This is a genomic window from Streptomyces sp. NPDC039462, assembly GCF_055639375.1.
On sequence record NZ_JBVKAO010000004.1, the window covers coordinates 257510 to 274048 of the forward strand.

Consider the following 16539-nt stretch of genomic DNA (forward strand, 5'->3'; position numbering starts at 1 on the left):
GGTCTTCGTACGGGCGTGTTCGGGGCTTCGGAGGCGGGCGGTCGGGTCTTCGCACGCGCACGTTCGGGTCTTCGCTGTTCGATTTCCCCTGCTCAGACGGCTGTTCTCCACAGATCTGCCGACTTTTTCCCTTCCACACCCTGGGGAGGGGGAAGTTGTCCAGACGCTGTCCACAGGGGACGCTGCTGAGAGATCATCAGGCCAGGTCAGGGGTCTGTGGATTCGTGGACGGAGACTCTCCACAGGCTGTGGAGAAAAATCTCGTCCACAGGCTGTGCATGAAGTTGTCCACCGGCGGCCCACAGGCTCGGGCTCGTTGTCCCCAGCTTTCCCCAGCTTCTCCACACGCCTGTCCACTGTTCGGCAACGCGACGCGCCTTCTCACCGGGTCGAGTGAAAGGCGTCACACCAAGGTGGTCGGTTGGCCTGTGGGGAAGCTGGGTAAAGCTGGGGACAGCGCTGGGGAGAAGTGGCCCCTGCCTGTGCACCGGGTGTGCAGAACTTTCGCCCGTCCACAGAAACACCTGGTTGTCCACCGGCACCGCCCACAGGCTCAGTGGATAAAAAACCGGGCCTGACCAGCGCTTTCGCGGTTATCCACGGTTTCCACAGCCCCTACTACTACTCCCGACTAGAGAGACCGGGGAAATGGTTTCGAAGCTGGGGCTGTGCACAACTCTCGCTCCGGAGCTCCGACACCGCTCGGCACGACTTGACCCCGACAGGCACCGACTGTCAGTGCAGTGCGTCAGACTGGTCCCCGGTGTCCTTCCCACGGCATGGCTGAGAGACACCGAGTCAGACGACGAGGGCCACAGGCCCAGCGGGCGAGAGCAGCCAGCAACAGCAGGAGGGCGGCTTAGGTGAAGATCCGGGTTGAACGCGACGTACTCGCGGAGGCGGTGGCCTGGGCGGCGCGCAGCCTCCCGGCCCGGCCGCCTGCGCCCGTCCTCGCAGGCCTGCTGCTGAAGGCCGAGGAAGGCGCACTGAGCCTGTCGAGCTTCGACTACGAGGTCTCGGCACGCGTCTCGGTGGACGCCGAGATCGACGAGGAAGGCACCGTCCTCGTGTCGGGCCGCCTGCTCGCGGACATCTGCCGCGCCCTCCCCAACCGCCCGGTGGAGATCTCCACAGACGGTGTACGGGCGACGGTCGTCTGCGGCTCCTCGCGATTCACACTCCACACGCTTCCTGTGGAGGAGTACCCCGCGCTGCCGCAGATGCCGACCGCCACGGGCACCGTCCCCGGTGAGGTCTTCGCCTCCGCCGCCTCCCAGGTGGCCATCGCCGCGGGCCGTGACGACACGCTGCCGGTGCTGACCGGTGTGCGCATCGAGATCGAGGGCGACACGGTCACCCTGGCCTCCACCGACCGCTACCGCTTCGCGGTCCGTGAGTTCCTGTGGAAGCCGGAGAACCCCGAGGCGTCCGCGGTGGCCCTGGTGCCCGCCAAGACGCTCCTGGACACCGCCAAGGCCCTCACGAGCGGCGACACGGTCACCCTGGCCCTGTCGGGCTCCGGTGCCGGCGAGGGCCTCATCGGCTTCGAGGGCGCCGGTCGGCGTACGACCACGCGTCTCCTCGAGGGCGACCTGCCGAAGTACCGCACGCTGTTCCCCACCGAGTTCAACTCGGTCGCTGTGATCGAAACCGCTCCCTTCGTAGAGGCCGTCAAGCGTGTGGCCCTGGTGGCCGAGCGCAACACTCCGGTGCGGCTCAGCTTCGAGCAGGGCGTGCTGATCCTGGAGGCGGGCTCCAGCGACGACGCACAGGCTGTGGAAAGGGTCGACGCCCAGCTGGACGGCGACGACATCTCCATCGCCTTCAACCCGACGTTCCTGCTCGACGGCCTCAGCGCCATCGACTCGCCGGTCGCCCAGCTCTCCTTCACCACGTCGACGAAGCCCGCGCTGCTGAGCGGCAAGCCGGCCGTGGACGCCGAGGCGGACGAGGCCTACAAGTACCTGATCATGCCTGTACGTCTGAGCGGCTGAGCCCACAGGTGTGTGCGTGCGTCCGGGCGTAGGCTCGGACGCAGGTACGAAAGTGCCGTAACGCCACCTCGCTAGTGAAGGAACCTCTGATGGAGCTCGGTCTCGTCGGCCTCGGCAAGATGGGCGGCAACATGCGCGAGCGCATCCGCCGCGCAGGTCACACCGTCATCGGATACGACCGCAACCCGGACCTCGCGGATGTCCCCAGCCTCGAAGAGCTTGTGGGCAAACTCAAGGGCCCGCGGGTGGTGTGGGTGATGGTCCCGGCAGGGGCCGCGACCCAGTCCACCATCGACGAACTCTCCGAGCTGCTGCAGCCCGGCGACGTCGTCGTGGACGGCGGAAACTCCCGCTGGACCGACGACGAGAAGCACGCCGAGGAGCTGAAGGCCAAGGGCATCGGCTTCGTCGACTGCGGCGTCTCCGGCGGCGTCTGGGGCCTCAAGAACGGCTACGCCTTGATGTACGGCGGCGACGCGGACGACGTCGCCAAGGTGCAGCCCATCTTCGACGCCCTGAAGCCGGAGGGCGACTTCGGCTCCGTGCACGCGGGCAAGGTCGGCGCGGGCCACTTCGCGAAGATGGTCCACAACGGCATCGAGTACGCCATGATGCAGGCCTACGCCGAGGGCTGGGAGCTCCTGGAGAAGGTCGACTCGGTCACGGACGTCCGTGAGGTCTTCCGCTCCTGGCAGGAGGGTACGGTCATCCGTTCCTGGCTGCTCGACCTCGCGGTCAACGCCCTGGACGACGACGAGCACCTGGAGAAGCTGCGCGGCTTCGCGCAGGACTCCGGAGAGGGCCGGTGGACGGTGGAGGCCGCCATCGACAACGCCGTGCCGCTGCCCGCGATCACGGCCTCGCTCTTCGCCCGGTTCGCCTCGCGCCAGGACGACTCCCCGCAGATGAAGATGATCGCCGCGCTGCGCAACCAGTTCGGTGGCCACGCGGTGGAGTCCAAGAGCGAGCACTGATCCACAGCCTGTGCGCAACCGCAGCCGTTGTGCACAGGCCTCTCAGCAAGTGAAGTAGGCCGGGGGAGGTCGGCGCACACCATGCACGTCACGCATCTCTCGCTGGCCGACTTCCGCTCGTACGCCCGGGTCGAGGTCCCTCTCGACCCGGGCGTCACCGCGTTCGTGGGCCCGAACGGACAGGGCAAGACCAACCTCGTCGAGGCCGTCGGCTATCTCGCCACGCTCGGCAGCCACCGGGTCTCCTCGGACGCGCCCCTCGTCCGCATGGGCGCGGAGCGGGCCGTCATCCGGGCCGCCGTCACCCAGGGCGAGCGGTCCCAGATGATCGAGCTCGAACTCAATCCCGGCCGCGCCAACCGCGCCCGTATCAACCGGTCCTCGCAGGTCAGACCGCGCGACGTGCTGGGCATCGTCCGCACGGTGCTGTTCGCGCCCGAGGACCTCGCGTTGATCAAGGGCGACCCCGGTGAGCGCCGGCGCTTTCTCGACGAGCTGATCACCGCGCGCTCCCCACGCATGGCCGGGGTCCGCTCCGACTACGACCGGGTCCTGAAGCAGCGCAACACCCTCCTGAAGTCCGCCGCGCTCGCCCGCCGGCACGGCGGCCGCTCCATGGACCTGTCCACGCTCGACGTCTGGGACCAGCACCTCGCGCGCGCGGGAGCCGAGCTGCTCGCCCAGCGGCTCGACCTGATCTCCGCGCTGCAGCCGCTGGCCGACAAGGTGTACGAACAGCTGGCACCCGGCGGCGGTCCCGTCTCTCTGGAGTACAAGCCCTCGGCACCCGGCGACGGGGACACCCGAGAGGCGCTCTACGAGCAGCTGATCGCCGCCCTGGAAGAGGCCCGCAAGCAGGAGATCGAGCGGGGCGTCACGCTGATCGGCCCGCACCGCGACGACCTGCTGCTCAAGCTGGGCCAGCTCCCCGCGAAGGGGTACGCGAGCCACGGCGAGTCCTGGTCGTACGCCCTGTCGCTGCGCCTGGCCTCGTACGACCTGCTCAGGGCCGAGGGCAACGAGCCGGTGCTCGTCCTCGACGACGTCTTCGCGGAGCTGGACGCGCGCCGCAGGGAGCGGCTCGCGGAGCTGGTGGCCCCCGGCGAGCAGGTGTTGGTCACGGCCGCGGTCGACGACGACGTCCCGGGAGTGCTCACCGGCACGCGGTACACGGTGGCGGACGGCGCGGTGGACCGCGTATGAGCTCCCAAGAGCCTGCCGAGGGCGCCTCCAAGGACACCGCCGCGGGGACCCCGAAGAAACCCGAGCCCTCCGGTGTCGATCTCGCCAGGGTCGCCCTGCGTGCCGCCAAGGAACAGGCACGCGCGCGTGGGGACGCCGCGCAGCAGAAGAAGCAGGCCCGGCGCGGCGGACTGCGGTCCGGCGCGCGTGCGGACGGGCGCGATCCGCTGCCGCTCGGTTCCGCGATCAACCGTCTGATCACCGAGCGCGGCTGGGAGACGCCGGCCGCGGTGGGCGGCGTGATGGGCCGCTGGCCGCAGATCGTCGGCGACGACCTGGCCAACCACTGCGTACCGCAGCGGTACGACGAGGACGAGCGTGTCCTGACCGTGCAGTGCGACTCCACGGCGTGGGCCACCCAGCTGCGTCTCATGGCCCCCCAGCTGGTCGCACGCCTCAACGAGGACCTGGGCCACGGCACCGTGCGCCTCATCAAGGTCCTCGGTCCCGGAGGCCCCCCGCGCCGCTTCGGACCCTTGCGCGCACCCGGTAGCACGGGCCCCGGCGACACCTACGGCTGAGCCCGTCGGTGACGGTTGCTGGCGGTTGACGGCTCGAAGCGCTGAGTGCCGCTGTGAGCGTTCTGGAGCCCTGGGCCGCATATGGGGAGTCGGCCGAGCCCGGTTCAGGGCGGCACGTGAGGACTCAGGTACCGGCAAACCCCCATCACTGTCAGCGCTACCGGTAGACTGGAAGCTAATCCCGCCCCACTTGTGGGACGCACCGAGCAACGCTGACTATCGCTGAACGACGCAGCCGCTCCGGCCACCGCCGGGAGCTTGGCTTGTGCTGTGCCAGAAAGGGCGCTTCGTGGCCGATTCCGGCAACCCCAACGAGAACATCCCGTCCACCGCCGCCGGCGAGAACGTCGAGGCACCGCCCTCGTACGACGCCAGCGCGATCACCGTCCTCGAGGGTCTGGACGCGGTCCGCAAGCGACCCGGCATGTACATCGGTTCGACCGGTGAGCGCGGCCTGCACCACTTGGTGCAGGAAGTCGTGGACAACTCCGTGGACGAGGCCCTCGCCGGCCACGCGGACACGATCGACGTCACGATCCTCGCGGACGGCGGCGTGCGCGTGGTCGACAACGGCCGAGGCATCCCGGTCGACATGCACCCCGTGGAGAAGAAGCCCGCCGTCGAGGTCGTCCTGACCGTGCTGCACGCGGGCGGCAAGTTCGGCGGCGGTGGCTACGCCGTCTCCGGTGGTCTGCACGGCGTCGGCGTCTCCGTGGTGAACGCCCTGTCGACCAAGCTCGCCGTCGACATCAAGCGCGACGGCTACCGCTGGACCCAGGACTACAAGCTGGGTGTGCCGACGGCCCCGCTCGCCAAGCACGAGCGGGTCGAGGAGTCGGGTACCACGGTCACCTTCTGGGCCGACCCGGACGTCTTCGAGACGACCGAGTACTCCTTCGAGACGCTGGCACGGCGTTTCCAGGAGATGGCGTTCCTCAACAAGGGTTTGACGATCAAACTCACTGATGAGCGCGACTCGGCGAAGGCCACGGCGGGTGCCGACTCGGCCGAGGCGACCGACGACGAGGCCGCCGAGGCCCGCACGGTCACGTACCACTACGAAGGCGGCATCGTCGACTTCGTGAAGTACCTCAACTCCCGCAAGGGCGAGGTCGTCCACCCGACCGTCATCGACGTCGAGGCCGAGGACAAGGAGCGCTTGCTCTCGGTCGAGATCGCGATGCAGTGGAACTCGCAGTACACCGAAGGCGTGTACTCCTTCGCGAACACGATCCACACGCACGAGGGCGGTACGCACGAAGAGGGCTTCAGGGCCGCTCTGACGGGCCTGGTGAACCGCTACGCGCGCGAGAAGAAGCTCCTCCGCGAGAAGGACGACAACCTCACCGGTGAGGACATTCGCGAGGGTCTGACCGCGATCATCTCGGTCAAGCTCGGTGAGCCGCAGTTCGAGGGCCAGACGAAGACCAAGCTGGGCAATACGGAGGCGAAGACCTTCGTCCAGAAGGTCGTGCACGAGCACCTCACGGACTGGTTCGACCGGAACCCCAACGAGGCCGCGGACATCATCCGCAAGGGCATCCAGGCCGCCACCGCGCGCGTGGCCGCCCGCAAGGCGCGCGACCTGACCCGCCGCAAGGGCCTGCTGGAGACGGCGTCGCTGCCCGGCAAGCTCAGCGACTGCCAGTCGAACGACCCCACCAAGTGCGAGATCTTCATCGTCGAGGGTGACTCCGCCGGTGGTTCGGCGAAGTCCGGCCGCGACCCGATGTACCAGGCGATCCTGCCCATCCGGGGCAAGATCCTGAACGTCGAGAAGGCGCGCGTCGACAAGATCCTGCACAACCAGGAAGTCCAGGCCCTCATCTCGGCCTTCGGCACCGGTGTGCACGAGGACTTCGACATCGAGAAGCTCCGCTATCACAAGATCATCCTGATGGCGGACGCCGACGTCGACGGCCAGCACATCAACACGCTGCTCCTGACGTTCCTCTTCCGCTTCATGCGGCCGCTGGTCGAGCACGGGCACATCTACCTGTCGCGCCCGCCGCTCTACAAGATCAAGTGGTCGCGGGACGACTTCCAGTACGCGTACTCCGACCGAGAGCGCGACGCCCTGGTGGAGCTCGGCCGCCAGGCCGGCAAGCGCATCAGGGACGACTCGGTCCAGCGCTTCAAGGGTCTCGGCGAGATGAACGCCGAGGAGCTCCGCATCACCACGATGGACCAGGAGCACCGCGTGCTCGGCCAGGTGACCCTGGACGACGCGGCACAGGCCGACGACCTCTTCTCGGTGCTGATGGGAGAGGACGTCGAGGCACGGCGCTCGTTCATCCAGCGCAATGCCAAGGACGTCCGTTTCCTCGACATCTGAGTCGGCCCGTACAAGCCGCACCTCGAAAGGACTTTGACCAGCAATGGCCGACGAGAACACCCCTGTGACGCCCGAAGAGGAACCCGCCGTTCCTGGTGTGGGCATGCGTGTCGAGCCCGTCGGGCTCGAGACGGAGATGCAGCGCTCGTACCTCGATTACGCGATGTCCGTCATCGTGTCCCGCGCGCTGCCCGACGTACGCGACGGTCTGAAGCCCGTCCACCGCCGCGTCCTGTACGCGATGTACGACGGCGGCTACCGCCCCGAGAAGGGCTTCTATAAGTGCGCCCGCGTCGTCGGCGACGTCATGGGCACGTACCACCCGCACGGCGACTCCTCCATCTACGACGCCCTGGTGCGCCTCGCCCAGCCGTGGTCGATGCGGATGCCGCTGGTGGACTCCAACGGCAACTTCGGCTCCCCGGGCAACGACCCGGCGGCCGCCATGCGGTACACCGAGTGCAAGATGGCGCCGCTGGCCATGGAGATGGTCCGTGACATCGACGAGGAGACCGTCGACTTCACGGACAACTACGACGGCCGCAACCAGGAGCCGACGGTCCTGCCCGCGCGCTTCCCGAACCTGCTGATCAACGGTTCGGCGGGCATCGCGGTCGGCATGGCCACCAACATCCCGCCGCACAACCTCCGCGAGGTCGCGGCGGGCGCGCAGTGGGCCCTGGAGCACCCCGACGCCTCGCACGAGGAGCTGCTCGACGCCCTCATCGAGCGCATCAAGGGCCCCGACTTCCCGACCGGTGCCCTGGTAGTGGGCCGCAAGGGCATCGAGGAGGCGTACCGCACGGGCCGTGGCTCCATCACGATGCGCGCGGTCGTCGCGGTCGAGGAGATCCAGAACCGCCAGTGCCTGGTCGTCACCGAGCTGCCGTACCAGACCAACCCCGACAACCTCGCGCAGAAGATCGCCGACCTGGTCAAGGACGGCAAGGTCGGCGGCATCGCCGACGTCCGCGACGAGTCGTCCTCGCGCACCGGCCAGCGCCTCGTCATCGTCCTGAAGCGTGACGCGGTCGCCAAGGTCGTCCTGAACAACCTCTACAAGCACACCGACCTGCAGTCGAACTTCAGCGCCAACATGCTGGCCCTGGTCGACGGTGTGCCGCGCACCCTCTCCCTGGACGCGTTCATCCGCCACTGGGTGACGCACCAGGTCGAGGTCATCGTCCGGCGCACGAAGTTCCGGCTGCGCAAGGCCGAGGAGCGGGCGCACATCCTGCGCGGCCTCCTCAAGGCCCTGGACGCCATCGACGAGGTCATCGCGCTCATCCGCGGCAGCCAGACCGTCGACATCGCGCGCGAGGGCCTCATGGGCCTCCTCTCGATCGACGAGATCCAGGCCAACGCCATCCTCGAGATGCAGCTGCGCCGGCTCGCCGCCCTGGAGCGCCAGAAGATCGTCGCCGAGCACGACGAGCTCCAGGCGAAGATCAACGAGTACAACTCGATCCTGGCCTCTCCCCAGAAGCAGCGCCAGATCATCAGCGACGAGCTCGCGGCGATCGTCGACAAGTTCGGCGAGGACCGTCGCTCCGCCCTGGTGCCCTTCGACGGCGACATGTCCATGGAGGACCTGATCGCCGAAGAGGACATCGTCGTCACCATCACGCGCGGCGGCTACATCAAGCGCACCAAGACGGAGGACTACCGCTCGCAGAAGCGCGGCGGCAAGGGCGTGCGCGGCACGAAGCTGAAGCAGGACGACATCGTCGACCACTTCTTCGTGTCGACGACGCACCACTGGCTGCTGTTCTTCACGAACAAGGGCCGCGTCTACCGCGCTAAGGCGTACGAGCTGCCCGACGCCGGCCGCGAGGCCCGCGGCCAGCACGTCGCCAACCTCCTCGCCTTCCAGCCGGACGAGCAGATCGCCGAGATCCTCGCGATCCGTGACTACGAAGCGGTGCCCTACCTGGTGCTCGCCACCAAGGGCGGCCTGGTCAAGAAGACCTCTCTGAAGGACTACGACTCGCCGCGGTCGGGTGGCGTCATCGCCATCAACCTCCGCGAGACGGAGGACGGTTCGGACGACGAACTGATCGGTGCCGAGCTCGTATCGGCCGAGGACGACCTGCTGCTCATCAGCAAGAAGGCCCAGTCGATCCGGTTCACCGCAACGGACGACGCGCTGCGCCCGATGGGCCGCGCCACTTCGGGCGTCAAGGGAATGAGTTTCCGCGACGGCGACGAGCTGCTCTCGATGAATGTCGTTCGTCCAGGTACGTTCGTGTTCACCGCCACCGACGGTGGGTACGCGAAGCGGACCAACGTCGACGAGTACCGCGTCCAGGGTCGCGGTGGCCTCGGCATCAAGGCCGCCAAGATCGTGGAGGACCGCGGCTCGCTCGTCGGCGCCCTGGTGGTCGAGGAGACCGACGAGATCCTCGCCATCACGCTGTCCGGCGGTGTGATTCGTACGCGAGTCAACGAGATCAGGGAGACGGGCCGTGACACCATGGGCGTCCAACTGATCAACCTGGGCAAGCGCGATGCCGTGGTCGGTATCGCTCGTAACGCCGAGGCCGGGCGCGAGGCCGAAGAAGTCGACGGGGACATCGTCGTCGACGAATCGGACGGTGCCGAGCCGGCCGCCGGTACGGACGAGGGCATGGACTCCTCGGCCGAGTAGCGCGAGGAGTGAGTCATCGTGAGTGGAGCCACGGGCGCCGGGGCGAATCGGACCGGCACTACCGGCACGGAAGGTGCCCGTGGCTCCGCCACTGATGCACACGACTCAGACGAGTCTCATGGATCCCAGGGGGGGACTGTGACGGACACCCGAGGGCCAGAGACCGCTGGTCAGGCCGCAGACCAGTACGACGCCTCGTACACGGCGGGCAAGGGCAAGAACAAGAAGAAGGCGAGTGGGGCGCTGCCGGGGGAGCGACAGCCCCAGCAGCAGTCGTCCCAGCCGTACCATCCGCCCCAGGCGTATCAGCAGGGCGCTCAGGCCGGTGGTGCGCGCCTGCCGCGCACCGGGGCGCGCACCACGCCGCGCACGCGCAAGGCGCGGCTCCGGGTGGCCAAGGCCGACCCCTGGTCGGTGATGAAGGTCAGCTTCCTGCTCTCCATCGCGCTCGGCATCTGCACGATCGTCGCGGCGGCCGTCCTGTGGATGGTCATGGACGCGATGGGCGTCTTCTCCACGGTCGGCGGCACGATCTCCGAGGCGACAGGATCGAACGAGTCCAACGGCTTCGACCTGCAGTCCTTCCTGTCGCTGCCGCGCGTCCTGATGTTCACGACGATCATCGCGGTCATCGACGTCGTCCTGGCGACGGCTCTGGCGACGCTGGGCGCCTTCATCTACAACCTCTCCGCGGGCTTCGTGGGCGGCGTCGAGCTGACCCTGGCCGAGGACGAGTAGCTCTCTCGTAGCTGTGCCTTCGTGGCCGCCCTCCCCGCGCGCGGGTATCGATTTTGGGACTGGCGCCCAGGTGCGCTAATCTTCAGAGGTCAGCGCGCGGGACATACACCGCAGCGCGGCGGGGCTATAGCTCAGTTGGTTAGAGCGCATCCCTGATAAGGATGAGGCCACAGGTTCAAATCCTGTTAGCCCCACCAGCGCAAAGACCCCCAACCGATCATGGTTGGGGGTCTTTGACATCTACGGGTGACATCAGCCGATCAGTGGATCTTCCAGCAGTTCGGCCAGGAGATCGGTGGCCTCACGCTGCTCGTCGCCGACCAGGTGGGTGTACACGTCCATGGTCATGCTGATCTGGCTATGCCGAAGGATCACTTGCGCGACCTTGGGGTGCACCTTCAGGTAGGCGAGCAAGCTGCCGCAGGTGTGCCGGGCGAGCCGGACCGTGATCCGCCGGACCCTGGAGCGCTTCACCAGGGCGCCGAAGGTACGGGAGAAGCCGCGGGGTTCGATCATCCCGCCGTGCCGCTCCGAGAAGATCAGGTCTGCATCCGGCGCCTGTTCCCAGTGGTCACCGGCAATCTGTCGTTCCAGGTCTTGCAGATAGCGGCGTTCCTCCAGGACCCGAGCGCAGAACCCGGGCAGCGGCAGAGCAGCATGGGAGGACTCTGTCTTGAGATCCTTGAGGACCAGCTCCCCACGCACCCGCTGAACCTGCTTGACCGGTGTGAACTGGCGGTACTCGAAATCGACGTCCTGCCAGCGCAGCCCCAGCACCTCACTTCGCCGCAGACCCAAGACCAGCACCAGGACGAACGCGGCGAACAGCCGATGGGCGCGAGAGGACCGCAGGAAGGTGACCGCTTCCTGGGGATTCCACGGCTTGGCCCTCTCCTTGCCGACCTTCGGCATGTCCACCAGCAGCGCCACATTACGGGTCAGGATCTCTTCCTTGATCGCGCGGTTCAGCGCGTTCCGCAACGTGCGCAGCACCTCGAACCGTGTCGCGGCCGGGATCTCGTCGGCTGCGAGCGCCGCCATGAAGACCCGCACCTGTGCGGCCGAAAGGCGGATGAGCGGCCTTTTCCCCAGGTGTGGACAGAGGTAGAGCCGGACCTTGGACTCGTACTTGGAGTAGGTGTTGAACTCCAGGTTCGGTTCGACGATGTGCTTGATCCAGTACGCGAGCCATTCGCCGACCGTCCAAGCACGTGAAGGCACCGGAATGCCGTTCCGCTCCTGATCCTGAAGCTTGCCGAGCTTTTCGTTGGTCTCGTCCCAGGTCCGGCCGTAGACGTACTTGCGGACCCGGTGGCCGTCCGTGTTGGTCACGTAGGCAGCACCCTGGTAGCGCCCGTCCGATCGCTTGGTGATCGTGCCGCCGCCGTTGGGCCGACGCTTCGCCATCAGGCAGCCTCCCCGATCTGGCCGGTGATGAAGTCGCGGATCGCATGGTCCGGGATGCGGCGGCACCCGTCGACCTTGATGGACACCAGGCGGTGCGTGCGGATCAGGTCGTACACCTTGGTTCGGCCTACCTTCAGTCGCGCCATGACCTCCGGCACGGTCAGCAGCTCGGGGACGGCGGTGGTCACGGGGTCTCTCCTTCCAGGTCGAGGAGAGCGGCTTTCTCCTCGCGGGCAAGTTCGCGGTTCTGCTCGATGTCGCGTCGGATGTTGGCTGCCAGCCAGGATTCGCCGGGGGTGTGTCCGTGGCCGGCATAGGTCCAGTGCGCGAGGGTGAGCGAGGTCCCCTTGGGGATGTCGGCCGGGTCGGGCAGGTCGAGGGCGGCGCGGTGCTGGGCGGCGCGGTAGTCGGCGCGGACCTGACGGAGGGCGCCGAGGGTGGTGGAGTAGCGGCGGGACTTCGAGCTGAAGTGGCCACGGAAGCCGAGCATGTGCGCCCAGTCGCGGAGCTTGCGGTCCGGGTAGGCGTGGTGCAGGTCAAGGCATGCCTCGATGAGCCGCCGGGGGTGGTCGGGCACGCCGAGCAGGTCGAGAGCTTCCTTGTTACCGATGCGGCGGTCCACCGTGCCGGTGGTCTCAGCGGCTTTGGTCGCGTACTTCGCGACGTAGGAGGCCACAGCCTGTTCCGTGATCTCCGAGCCGTCCCCGAAAGCTTTGATCGGCTGCACGTCGAGCCGGTCGCCCCAGCACAGGACGCGGGCCGAGTGGTCGCCGACAGCGTCCAGGTCAACGCGGACGCGAGCAGCCGCAGCGCGGACGGCATCGGTCAGCAGCGCGAGGGTCGCCCAGTGCGGGGGCGGGGTGTCGGGTCCTTCCGGGCCGTCAAAGCGGATCACGGCATGGAAGTGGATAGCGCCGCGCTTCTGGTACTCGGCGACCTTGCCGAAGGAGAGCCGGGACTGTTCCTTGGCTGCCTTCTGGGTCAGGCCAGCGCGAGCGGCGATCTCACGGCGCAGGTAGATGGTGAAGAAGCGCCACAGCTCGGTGGCGTGGTTGTTCCACAGCACCGAGCCCGCGTAGTCATACGTCTCGGGGTCAAGCGGCGTGCCCAACTCGGGAGCGTCCTCGGGGTGACGGGCGCCGCAGCGGCAGGGGCGATTGCCGGGCCGGTTGTGGACGGGGCCGAAGCTGGGGGCGGTGAGGGTGGCGAAGACGCGGGGGTGTTCGCGGATGGTGGGCGGGGTGCCCTTGGCCGGGTCACCGATCAGTCCGGCGCGGATCAGGTGGTAGGTGTCGCCCGCATAGGTCCAGGCACAAGAGGGGCAGCGCGAGGCGCGGCGGTTGCCGCAGGCCACTCGGAGCTTGCCGCCGGGTTCGGTGTCGGTGGAGTAGGCATACAGCACTTGGCCTGTGGTCCGGTCACGGATAACGGTGGTGCCGTGCAGGTGGATCGGGTCAGAGCAGCCACCGGTGCGGCGGATCTGGTCCTGAACGCGGTCGAAGCCCGGGGAACCGGCCACCCTCAACACATCGGCGAGGGTGGCCGGGTCCAGGCCCGCCATCGTGGCGGAGTCGGTCATCGCTCGGTCACCGTCCGGTGCGGGTGAGCGTGGCGACCGGAGCGGTGTGGCCGGTGCCGTTGCAGGCGCGGCAGGTGGCGCGGACGGTCACGCGGGAGCCGTCGCGGTGCCGGGCGCCGGTGGTGATAGCCACCGTGGAGAAGCCGTCGCAGTCACGGCAGACCGGACAGTTCGGGGCGTGCTGGGGCATGATGGTTCTTCCCTTTCGGGTCCGTTGGATCTGGAAGAGGTGCAGGCGCCCGGAGCGGCGGAAACTTGGCGGTTGAGGCCGCTCCGGGAGCCGTTAACGGCGCTTGGTCTCGTTCTTCATGAGCGAGCGCACGACCAAGGCGACGATGGCGAGCGAGCCCGCGGTGATGGCGACGGCCAGGAGCATGGAGACGAGCACGGCACCGACGACCAGGACCACGGCCGCTCCGGTGAGCACGGTGGCGGGGGTGACCTGTACAGCCGGGCGCGAGGGCCGGGTGGGGACGGGCGCCGGGTGGTGGCAGTGGCAGGCAGCCGGGGTCTGCGGGTGGCCGTGCACGGCGGTGGTGATGACCGGGATGATCTCGCCGGTCGGCATCTCGTTGGCCGGGATCTTGGGCGTGAACATCGGTGATCTCTTCTCTGCAGAGTCAGTTGATGAGGGAGTCGACGGTGGGGCTCAGGAAGCTGTCGGCGATGAGGTAACCGCCGAGCAGGAGCAGGGCGACGAGCCACCACGGCGGGCGGACGAGCTTGATGCCGAGGACTCCGACGGCGAGCAGGGCGAGCCAGAGCGGGACGTCCACGAGGTCTCCTAGGCGTTGCAGCGGTGGGTGCGGGCGGCGAGTTCGGCGGCGGAGCGGTTGTCGTACTCCGCGGAGAAGTCACAGCGGGGCGCGGTGCAAGCGGCGGTGTGGCGGTCACGCCCACGGCCGTCGTAGAAGGTGGCGACCTGCACCGGGCCGAACTGGCGGGCGTCGCGGAAGCGGCGGTAAGAGGTCACGAGCGGGAAATCCTTTCTGCTCAGGCGAGTTGGAGTTGCGCAGCGATGGAGTCGACGACTGGTGCCGGAAGCCCGAGTTGAGCCCGCAGGTCTGCGACCGGGAGCGAGCTACCGGTGGCTGTGCGGTGGCGTTCGGCGAGTTGACGGGCGTGGTCGAGAAGTGCCGGCGGGACTGTCACCGGGGCCGGAACCGGCGGTGGAGCCGGAGCAGCGGTAGGAGGTTCCACCGCCGGTTCCAGCTGCTCCGCGACGTCGAGTTGAGGCACGGTGTCGGTTCGGTGCAGGTCGACTGCGGGCGATCCCTCACCGGGCTCGTGGAGGTCGGGCGTCGGGGCCGGGGCCGTTTCGGCGGGGGCGTGGACCAGGAGCGTGCCGCCGAGGAAGGCCAGCGCAGGCCATCCGGCGACCAAGATGCGCAGCCAGGCCGGAACGGCATCCAGGTCGAGGAGTCCGGCGGTGGCGATGTTGGCGCCGAGCGAGGCGAACAGGGCGATCACGAACCAGGTCCAGGCCGCGCGGTCCTTGCGGACGGTCCGCAGACGTCGCCAGGACGCGACCAAGAGCAGGTCGACACTGACCGGATAGGCCCAGGCTTGCCAGCCGGTCTGACCGGCAGCCTCAGCCAGGTCATGCAGGTGGGAGAAGGACAGTGCCCCGGCGATCACGGCTTGGATGAGCACGGCGTCCGGACGGAACGAACGCTTCATGATTCGTCACCTCCTTCCGTGTTCAGGCATGGGAGGGGTAAGGACGTGGCGCGAGGCGGTCACGCCGACCGGTGGTGCAGGGGTGTCAAGGAATGGCCGGGGCCGTGGTCGGCATGGGCGGCACTGCCGACGCCGGGACCGGGACCGCCGGGCGGAAGGGCTCCAGGGCCGGAAGGTCCGGGATCAGGTGAGCGGACGCCCGGCAGACCGCCACGGTGTCCTCCACCGAGATCAGCGGGGTGCGGATGCGACCCCAGCCGCCGGAGGAGTCAGCAACGACGGCCTGCCCGGGTCGGTCAGCGGGAATCGTGCACGCGGCCGGGACGGATTCGGGGGCCACATCGTTCAGGCCCATCTCGGCGGTCTGCTTGTCGTTGACCCGATGGACCACGCGGCCGGTGAGCTGGGCGCGGAGCATGGTGGCCCCCTTTCCCAGCTCGGAGCCGAACCGCTGGCCGCAGATCTCCAGGTAGATGCCGACCGCGCGAGAGAGCTGGGCAAGGCGGATCAGCCCGGTGACGATGCGCTCGCGCCGTTCCTCATCCTTCTTGGAGGAGATCAGGAACAGTTCCGCGATTTCGTCGACCAGAACCACCACCGGTGCCGGAAGCGCATCCCCGGGCAATTCCCACACATCCGAGACGCCGTGCTTTGCCAGCAGATCGAAGCGGTCTTCCATCTCCGCTACCAGCACATCGATCAGGGAAGCGGCATCATCGGGGTTTGTCGCGAGAGCGGAGAGGCGCGGGGCGTAGCGGGACTGCTCCACACCGCGCTTGCAGTCGATCCCCACCAGCGCGATGGGCAGTTCCGCCAGGCCCTTGATCAGGTTGCGCTGATACATCGACTTGCCGGACTGGTTCGCCCCCAGCGTGAGCGCGTGCGGGATCTTGCGATAGTCCCGTTCGTACGCGGTCCCGTCGTCCCGAAGCGCAACGGGCACCACCAGCCCGCGCGGTATGGCCTTACGGGGCATCCGCACCCGATTCAGCACGTCGAAGCCGGTCATCCGCAGCTCAACGTAGCCAGGCTTGGTGGCGATCACGTGGACCGCGTGGACGCCCCAGGCATGCCGCAACCGTTCCGAGGCCGCCGCCAGGTCTGCGGGCTCCATACCGGCGGGCAGCCGCAGCGTCACTCGAAGACCGGTCGAGGTGACCCGCACACGGCGGATCCTCGGAGCGACCGGCCGCACCTCACGAGCGATCCGGCGCGACATGAACGCCCGGAAGCCGGACGGCTGGACCGTCAGCCCACAGACATCCATCGTGTTCCGGTACGAGAAGGCGAACCGGCCCCAGGTCATCGGCAGACCCACCGTTGCCCAGTACAGACGCGGTGCGCGGACCCGGGCGTAGGCGGTGCCACCGGCAACCGCTGTCGCGCCGCCCGCTTCTAACCAGGTGATCACGTCAGCCATGA

General features: G+C 68.1%; 16 protein-coding genes and 1 tRNA gene. 8 read left to right on the top strand and 9 right to left on the bottom strand.

The window, feature by feature from the left end:
• The first annotated feature begins 863 nt into the window (after window positions 1-863).
• From dnaN to ACZ7LU_RS23570, 8 genes are all read left to right on the top strand, one after another.
• Window positions 864-1994 carry a DNA polymerase III subunit beta gene (gene dnaN / locus ACZ7LU_RS23535; RefSeq protein ID WP_150169944.1) on the top strand — a complete coding sequence of 377 codons (1131 nt, stop codon included), beginning with the start codon at window positions 864-866 and terminating at the stop codon, window positions 1992-1994.
• An 89-nt stretch (window positions 1995-2083) separates the two neighbouring features.
• Complete coding sequence (gene gnd, locus ACZ7LU_RS23540; protein WP_398301859.1) at window positions 2084-2968, top strand: phosphogluconate dehydrogenase (NAD(+)-dependent, decarboxylating); 885 nt, start codon at window positions 2084-2086, stop codon at window positions 2966-2968.
• 81 nt (window positions 2969-3049) lie between these two features.
• Complete coding sequence (gene recF, locus ACZ7LU_RS23545; protein ID WP_471917910.1) at window positions 3050-4171, top strand: DNA replication/repair protein RecF; 1122 nt, start codon at window positions 3050-3052, stop codon at window positions 4169-4171.
• A complete protein-coding gene (locus ACZ7LU_RS23550; protein WP_471917911.1) occupies window positions 4168-4731 on the top strand; it encodes a DciA family protein in 564 nt (187 codons plus the stop codon). Before recF ends, ACZ7LU_RS23550 begins: the two co-directional genes overlap by 4 nt.
• A 265-nt stretch (window positions 4732-4996) precedes the next feature.
• Window positions 4997-7066, top strand: a complete 2070-nt coding sequence (gene gyrB / locus ACZ7LU_RS23555) for a DNA topoisomerase (ATP-hydrolyzing) subunit B (protein ID WP_398301865.1) — start codon at window positions 4997-4999, stop codon at window positions 7064-7066.
• Between the two features lie 43 nt (window positions 7067-7109).
• Entirely contained in the window at window positions 7110-9713 is a 2604-nt protein-coding gene (gene gyrA / locus ACZ7LU_RS23560) for a DNA gyrase subunit A (RefSeq protein WP_398301867.1), read from the top strand.
• Window positions 9714-9731: 18 nt separating this feature from the next.
• Window positions 9732-10451: a DUF3566 domain-containing protein gene (locus tag ACZ7LU_RS23565; protein ID WP_471917912.1), complete on the top strand. Its 720-nt coding sequence runs from the start codon at window positions 9732-9734 to the stop codon at window positions 10449-10451.
• Window positions 10452-10571: 120 nt separating this feature from the next.
• Window positions 10572-10648 (top strand) — tRNA-Ile (locus tag ACZ7LU_RS23570).
• 55 nt (window positions 10649-10703) lie between these two features.
• Here the strand turns inward: ACZ7LU_RS23570 and ACZ7LU_RS23575 are convergent.
• The 9 genes from ACZ7LU_RS23575 to ACZ7LU_RS23615 all read right to left on the bottom strand — a co-directional run bounded on the left by ACZ7LU_RS23575 (window position 10704) and on the right by ACZ7LU_RS23615 (window position 16537).
• Window positions 10704-11858 carry a tyrosine-type recombinase/integrase gene (locus ACZ7LU_RS23575; RefSeq protein ID WP_471917913.1) on the bottom strand — a complete coding sequence of 385 codons (1155 nt, stop codon included), beginning with the start codon at window positions 11856-11858 and terminating at the stop codon, window positions 10704-10706.
• The gene (locus ACZ7LU_RS23580; RefSeq protein WP_471917914.1) at window positions 11858-12046 is read right to left on the bottom strand and encodes a helix-turn-helix domain-containing protein; all 189 of its coding nucleotides are present in this window, start codon (window positions 12044-12046) and stop codon (window positions 11858-11860) included. Before ACZ7LU_RS23580 ends, ACZ7LU_RS23575 begins: the two co-directional genes overlap by 1 nt.
• A complete protein-coding gene (gene repSA / locus ACZ7LU_RS23585) occupies window positions 12043-13437 on the bottom strand; it encodes a replication initiator protein RepSA (protein WP_471917915.1) in 1395 nt (464 codons plus the stop codon). The genes ACZ7LU_RS23580 and repSA overlap by 4 nt, the downstream gene beginning before the upstream one ends.
• Window positions 13438-13444: 7 nt before the next feature.
• Window positions 13445-13627, bottom strand: coding sequence for a hypothetical protein (locus ACZ7LU_RS23590; RefSeq protein WP_471917916.1), 183 nt, complete (start codon window positions 13625-13627; stop codon window positions 13445-13447).
• A gap of 93 nt (window positions 13628-13720) precedes the next feature.
• Window positions 13721-14035: a SpdD-like protein gene (locus tag ACZ7LU_RS23595; protein WP_471917917.1), complete on the bottom strand. Its 315-nt coding sequence runs from the start codon at window positions 14033-14035 to the stop codon at window positions 13721-13723.
• A gap of 22 nt (window positions 14036-14057) precedes the next feature.
• Window positions 14058-14213, bottom strand: coding sequence for a hypothetical protein (locus ACZ7LU_RS23600; RefSeq protein ID WP_471917918.1), 156 nt, complete (start codon window positions 14211-14213; stop codon window positions 14058-14060).
• An 8-nt stretch (window positions 14214-14221) separates the two neighbouring features.
• Window positions 14222-14410: a mobile element transfer protein gene (locus ACZ7LU_RS23605; protein ID WP_471917919.1), complete on the bottom strand. Its 189-nt coding sequence runs from the start codon at window positions 14408-14410 to the stop codon at window positions 14222-14224.
• A 20-nt stretch (window positions 14411-14430) separates the two neighbouring features.
• Window positions 14431-15117 carry a DUF2637 domain-containing protein gene (locus tag ACZ7LU_RS23610; RefSeq protein ID WP_471917920.1) on the bottom strand — a complete coding sequence of 229 codons (687 nt, stop codon included), beginning with the start codon at window positions 15115-15117 and terminating at the stop codon, window positions 14431-14433.
• A gap of 85 nt (window positions 15118-15202) precedes the next feature.
• Window positions 15203-16537, bottom strand: a complete 1335-nt coding sequence (locus ACZ7LU_RS23615) for an FtsK/SpoIIIE domain-containing protein (protein WP_471917921.1) — start codon at window positions 16535-16537, stop codon at window positions 15203-15205.
• Window positions 16538-16539: the final 2 nt, after the last annotated feature.